The 5,422-nt window shown below is 43.0% G+C and carries 3 protein-coding genes and 1 pseudogene; 3 read left to right on the forward strand and 1 reads right to left on the reverse strand.

The window, feature by feature from the left end; genetic code table 11:
• Window positions 1-1,767 (forward strand): plasmid replication protein, CyRepA1 family (locus H6G14_RS33920; RefSeq protein WP_338421258.1); only part of this gene is annotated, 1,767 nt, incomplete at its 5' end.
• Window positions 1,768-1,922: 155 nt separating this feature from the next.
• Window positions 1,923-3,812 carry a DEAD/DEAH box helicase gene (locus H6G14_RS32665; protein WP_190573092.1) on the forward strand — a complete coding sequence of 630 codons (1,890 nt, stop codon included), beginning with the start codon at window positions 1,923-1,925 and terminating at the stop codon, window positions 3,810-3,812.
• Window positions 3,813-3,851: 39 nt separating this feature from the next.
• On the opposite strand, the pseudogene H6G14_RS32670 reads toward H6G14_RS32665, so the two are convergent.
• Window positions 3,852-4,748: pseudogene (locus H6G14_RS32670) on the reverse strand (LysR family transcriptional regulator).
• Between the two features lie 105 nt (window positions 4,749-4,853).
• Between H6G14_RS32670 and H6G14_RS32675 the strand changes: the two are divergent.
• Window positions 4,854-5,372 (forward strand): dihydroxy-acid dehydratase domain-containing protein, encoded by a 519-nt coding sequence (locus tag H6G14_RS32675; RefSeq protein ID WP_277884351.1) that lies wholly within the window; start codon window positions 4,854-4,856, stop codon window positions 5,370-5,372.
• The last annotated feature ends 50 nt before the right edge of the window (window positions 5,373-5,422 follow it).

The raw sequence follows: 5,422 nt of genomic DNA on the forward strand, positions 1-5,422 counted from the left end.
AAATTCCTTCAAGCAAATCAACTCGCGGAAAGAGGAAGCCCAAGGAGTGATTCTTGGAATCTCCCGCTATATCAGGTACTCCTGATTAGCGGCGGGAGGATGTCAATATGTTGTTCTGCTCAAAAAGCAAAATCTAAATGGGGAACCCAAGCCTTAGAACAACGGTTTAAGCAGAAATTCCCACACCTACGGATTCTGCGAATTGACAGTCATTCTGTTTTAGACCCGAAACACCATGCCTTTGAGTGTATTGCCCATCTCAACGAAATTCTCACGCAATATGATTTAGTCATTGCTTCGCCCAGCTTGGAAACAGGCGTTTCTATCGATATTCGAGGTCATTTTGATTCGGTTTGGGGGATATTCCAGGGAGTTCAGCCTGTGGACTCTGTACGGCAGATGTTGGCACGGTTGAGAGAAACTGTTGACCGTCACATCTGGGTTAGTCGGTACGGTATGGGGACTGTGGGCAATGGTTCAACTTCTATGGGTGGATTGTTGCGGAGTCAGGACATTGCAACCCAGGCTAACATTGCCCTTTTGTCGGCTTCTGATAATGATGACTACTCTTTCATTGACCAGAATTTTCAGCCCGAATCTTTGCAGACTTGGGGCAAGCGTGGGGCTGTCATCAACGTTGAAATGCGCCGCTATCAAGAATTTGTGTTGAAGGGTTTGGCTGCTGACGGTTATACGATTATTGATGCGGATGATTTCGACCCCGACGAAACCAAGGAAGTTGTTAATGAAGTGAAAGCAGCCTCCAAAGAATTATATTCTGGGGAATGCTTGGGGATTTCTCAAGCTGAAGAGGTTTCTGATGCCGAACTGAAGAAATTGCAGGAGAAACGCGTTAAAACGAAAGAAGAACGTCATCAGCAGCGTAAGGCTGAATTGTCCCGTCGCTACGAAGTTGAAGTAACACCCGACTTGGTGGAAAAAGACGATGACGGTTGGTATCCTCAACTGCGGCTGCACTATTATCTAACTCTGGGGCGCGAGTTCTTAACAAAGCGGGACAGCAGACGGGCTAAGGCACAGGCTGAGGTTGGGGAGAATGCGATTTGGAAGCCGGACTTTAACAAGGGGCAGATGTTGTCGTCAGTGCTGCTGCTCGAAAAACTGAATCTGCTGGAATTTCTCAAGACTGGGGTGCGGTTGCGGGGTTCGGACGCGGAAATGCAGCAGTTGAAACGGGTGGCACTGGAGAATCGTTATCTTATCAAGACTTGCTTGAACGTGACTATTAGCGAGAAGCTGACTCCTATTGCGATCGCTCAGAAGTTACTCGGCAAAATCGACTTGCGACTGTCGTATGTTGGTCGGTTGGGTTCAAGGAGTCATCGGGAGAGTGTGTATAAGTTTGTGGCTTCTGATGATGGGCGAGATGTGATATTTAAAAGATGGTTTGGTCGGGATGAACAATCAAATTGTGAATCGGTGTCAGTCACTAAGAATATAGATATAACAACACCAGTCGTTGACACGACACCACTGTCTAACCTCCCTACTAATCAACATGAAGGTCATAGTTTGGGGGATGGCGGAGAAGACAATCCAGTTGATTCATGGTGGGGGCAGGTCAAATCTTACGCTACGCTTGCGATGTCACGGGTAACGCATGGGGTTGATGCAGTCAAACAGTTCCTCTCCACCCTCAATAGTGACGAGCGCTGGGGCGTAATGATGGCGATTGATGAGCAAGAGCCGCAGGTGTTTGAACAGTTGGTGGAGGCGGTTCCCGATTGGGTGACGTGGATGGGGTGAGGTTTGGGTTTGGGGCGATGTATGCGGCAACGTCAAGCTACAGAATCGCTTTTAGCTATTAATTAATTGTTAAAATATATTGAAAGCAGCCCTCAACATAAAATCACTAAAAAGACTCTAATTTTTTCTAGAACAAGGAGCAACAATTACTCTTCATGTTCAACCTGCGTGATTACCAACAAGATTTAGTTTCAAAAACTTTTGCTGCGTGGTCTAGTGGAATTAGAAAGGTATTATTACAACTTAGTACAGGTGGTGGCAAGACAGTCATTTTTGCGGAGATCGCATCTAAGATGACAGCCCAAGGTGAAGGTGTATTAGTAGTGGCTCACAGAGAGGAGTTAATTCTCCAAGCAGCAGAAAAACTGACAGCCGTGACTAAATTGCAGCCAGGAATCATCAAAGCTGGTTACAAATCTACTGACTCGCCCCTTCAGATAGCAAGTATCCAAACTCTGGCTCGTCGTCAAACTTATCCATCTGCACAACTAGTCATTATTGATGAAGCTCATCATTCTTCAGCTAACAGTTACCGTAAATTACTAGACGCTTACCCCCATGCACTAGTTTTAGGGTTGACAGCCACACCAAGAAGAGAAGACGGATATGGATTGCGAGATATTTTTGACCAGTTGATTTGCTCAATTTCCACTAAGGAATTAATTGCCTTGGGATATTTAACAGATTACAAATTGATTGCTGGTTTTAAATATTCTCGACACAAAGTTCCTCAAAAACGTGACTTTACTAGAAAAGAATTGGAGGAAGTTGCTTCTGACTACAAACCATCTGAAGTATTAAAGCAGTGGCAGAATTTTTGTGCTGGTAAAAAGACAGTAATTTTTGCTGTTAACGTTATCCACTCCAAACAAATTGCCGCAGCATTTTGCGCTGATGGCATCACCTGCGAACATCTTGATGGCGAAACGCCAAATGATGAGCGTCAAGCTATTTTAGACCGATTTCGTAGTGGACAAACACAGGTAATTAGCAATTGTGCAATTTTAACTGAGGGCTTTGATTGCCCCGACTCTAGTGCTGCCGTCATTGCTCGACCGACTAGCAGTGTTACCTTGTGGTTACAAATGATTGGTAGAGTATTACGTCCTGCACCGGGAAAAGATTATGCCACTATCTTGGACATGACTGATAACTGGTTTCGGCTAGGTCGTCCCTGCGACAATCGAAAATGGAGCCTTGAGCCAGTTTCTTGCGACCCAGATACTCAAGGAAGCAGGTGTTGCCCTCACTGCCACCATGTGTTCAAACCAATGCCTAGTCTGATTCGCACCAAAGATTGCTTTAGTTACGAAAAAGCCGAATTTGTCATTCAATATGAGGTAGATTGCCCCAATTGTGGCAAATCTTTTAGATGGGTATTAGAAGAATCTTCTACTACAGAAAATTCTGGCGTGCCGATGATTATTTCTGAATCTGATATCCAGTTTAAAGAAGTACCACCCGAAGTTCGTCCATCTTTACTTACACCAATTATTGAAGCTAAAAAGCGCAAGTTTAGAAACCAAGAAAAGAAATTAGTGTTTTATGGTTTTACAGTTAGAGATTGGTTTTTAAACTGCCCAGAACTAACTCTTAGTGAGCTAAATTATGCTGTTGAGCTACTTGATTGCCCAGAGCAAACATTTGAATTAAGTATAGAATCTTTAGTTTACCGTGTTCGCTACGCCAAAGAATGGACAGACATCACCAAAATTATGTCTGAGCGTCCAGAGAGCATAAAAAAATTTATTTGGAGTAGATTATCCAATTACGAAAAAAATAAGTTTAAAAAGATGAAGGCAGATTATGAAAATCTGATTAATGAACTCCAGGATTGGTTAACAGAAGAAAATCTAGCCTTAGTCGCGGATTATTTGTCAGATTGCCAAGACATTAGCATGATTTCTTCTTTGTGTGAAATTTATCACAAATTAGTTATTAAAACAGCCATTGACCGTGTGTCTCAAGATAAACGCGACAAAATCACTCAGTGGGTTGCACAATTAGAGAGGCGAACAGAATTTAAAGACTTATATTTCCACTGATATCAAAGGACATTTTGTTGTTTAACAAAATGTAGGGGTTCATCTAATTAATTCAACACAGACACTTCTGACAATTTGTAGAAACTCTCGTAAAACAGGTGTCATATCCTCTTGTCGCCACACTACAGCCGTTTCTACTAATGGTGTTTTTTCATCTAAAGTGCGATAAACTACACCAGCCCTTTGAAGATTTTGCAAAGAAGATGGTACGATCGCAATCCCCATTCCCCCTGACACTAGCCCGATAATTGTCTGCATTTGGATTGCTTCTATCGTCACTTTTGGGCTGAAATTTCCCTGCTGGCAGAGACTCAGGATTTGATCGTAAAGTCCAGGGCCCAAATAGCGGGGGAACATAATAAAATTTTCGTCTTTTAGCTCGCGCACGGAAATATTTTCTTGTCTAGCTAAGAAATGAGTTACGAGCATTGCTACAATTAGTCATTCTTGATGAATACATTCTTGATTGAAAGTGTTGTCTTCTAAAGGTGGATGGGCAAAACCTACATGGATGCGGCGATCAAATAGCGCTTGTTCTTGCTGAGTTGTCGTTAATTCCTGCAACACTAACTCCACCTCTAGAAACTGCTCTCGAAATTGCCGCAAAATCACAGGCAGCAAATCGTAAGTTACCAAACTGGTGAAACCTACTCGTAGTTGTCCCTTCTCACCCCTACCTGTCCGTTGAGTCAGATCAATTGCCTTGGACAGTTGAGCGAACAATTGATAAGCTTCTTGCAAAAATACTTGTCCGGCTTCCGTTAGCTGCACCTGTCGTTTAGTTTTGCGTTGAAAAAGTTCTACCCCTAGCTCTGCTTCTAGCTGCTGAATTTGCTGGCTTAAGGGTGGTTGAGCGATGTGAAGTCGCTCTGCGGCTTTACTAAAGTGTAGTTCCTCAGCTACAGCAATGAAGTAGCGCAGGTGTCGTAGTTCCATAGTTTTGATATTTTATAAGTCTCAAATATTTATAACTATATATTGGACATATCAAAAATTGCTACCTATGATACTCATACACGCAAGTCAGAGGATGATGTAACTATGTCGGAGAATTTGAGAAGCCAAATTGTGACCCAAGGGGTGCAGCGATCGCCTAATCGAGCTATGCTGCGTGCAGTTGGTTTTAAAGATGAAGATTTTAATAAAGCCATTGTGGGTATAGCCAATGGTTACAGCACTATCACCCCCTGCAATATGGGGATAAATCAACTGGCGCTCAGAGCAGAAGTTGGCATAAAGTCTGCCGGAGCAATGCCACAAATGTTTGGCACAATTACCATCAGCGACGGCATTTCGATGGGAACTGAAGGGATGAAATATTCCCTAGTGTCGCGGGAAGTCATTGCTGATTCCATTGAAACCGCCTGTACTGGACAAAGTATGGATGGTGTACTAGCCATTGGCGGTTGTGATAAAAATATGCCAGGAGCAATGCTAGCGATCGCGCGGATGAATATCCCGGCAATATTCGTTTACGGTGGCACAATTAAACCTGGTCACTACTGTGACTTGAACGAAAAAATGAGCCAAATTGTGAACAATAAAATGAGCCATAATTAACGGCAAAATAAGCCTTATGGGAAAAAGCGAAATAAAACTTTGCAATCAAA

Source organism: Nostoc parmelioides FACHB-3921, from assembly GCF_014696625.1.
Taxonomy (GTDB): domain Bacteria; phylum Cyanobacteriota; class Cyanobacteriia; order Cyanobacteriales; family Nostocaceae; genus Trichormus; species Trichormus parmelioides.

What these genes read in the sequence shown, in the direction of transcription:
- H6G14_RS32665 (WP_190573092.1), top strand. Translation starts at nt 1,923, where the DNA reads ATGTTCAACCTGCGTGATTACCAACAAGATTTAGTTTCAAAAACTTTT.
- H6G14_RS32675 (WP_277884351.1), top strand. Translation starts at nt 4,854, where the DNA reads ATGTCGGAGAATTTGAGAAGCCAAATTGTGACCCAAGGGGTGCAGCGA.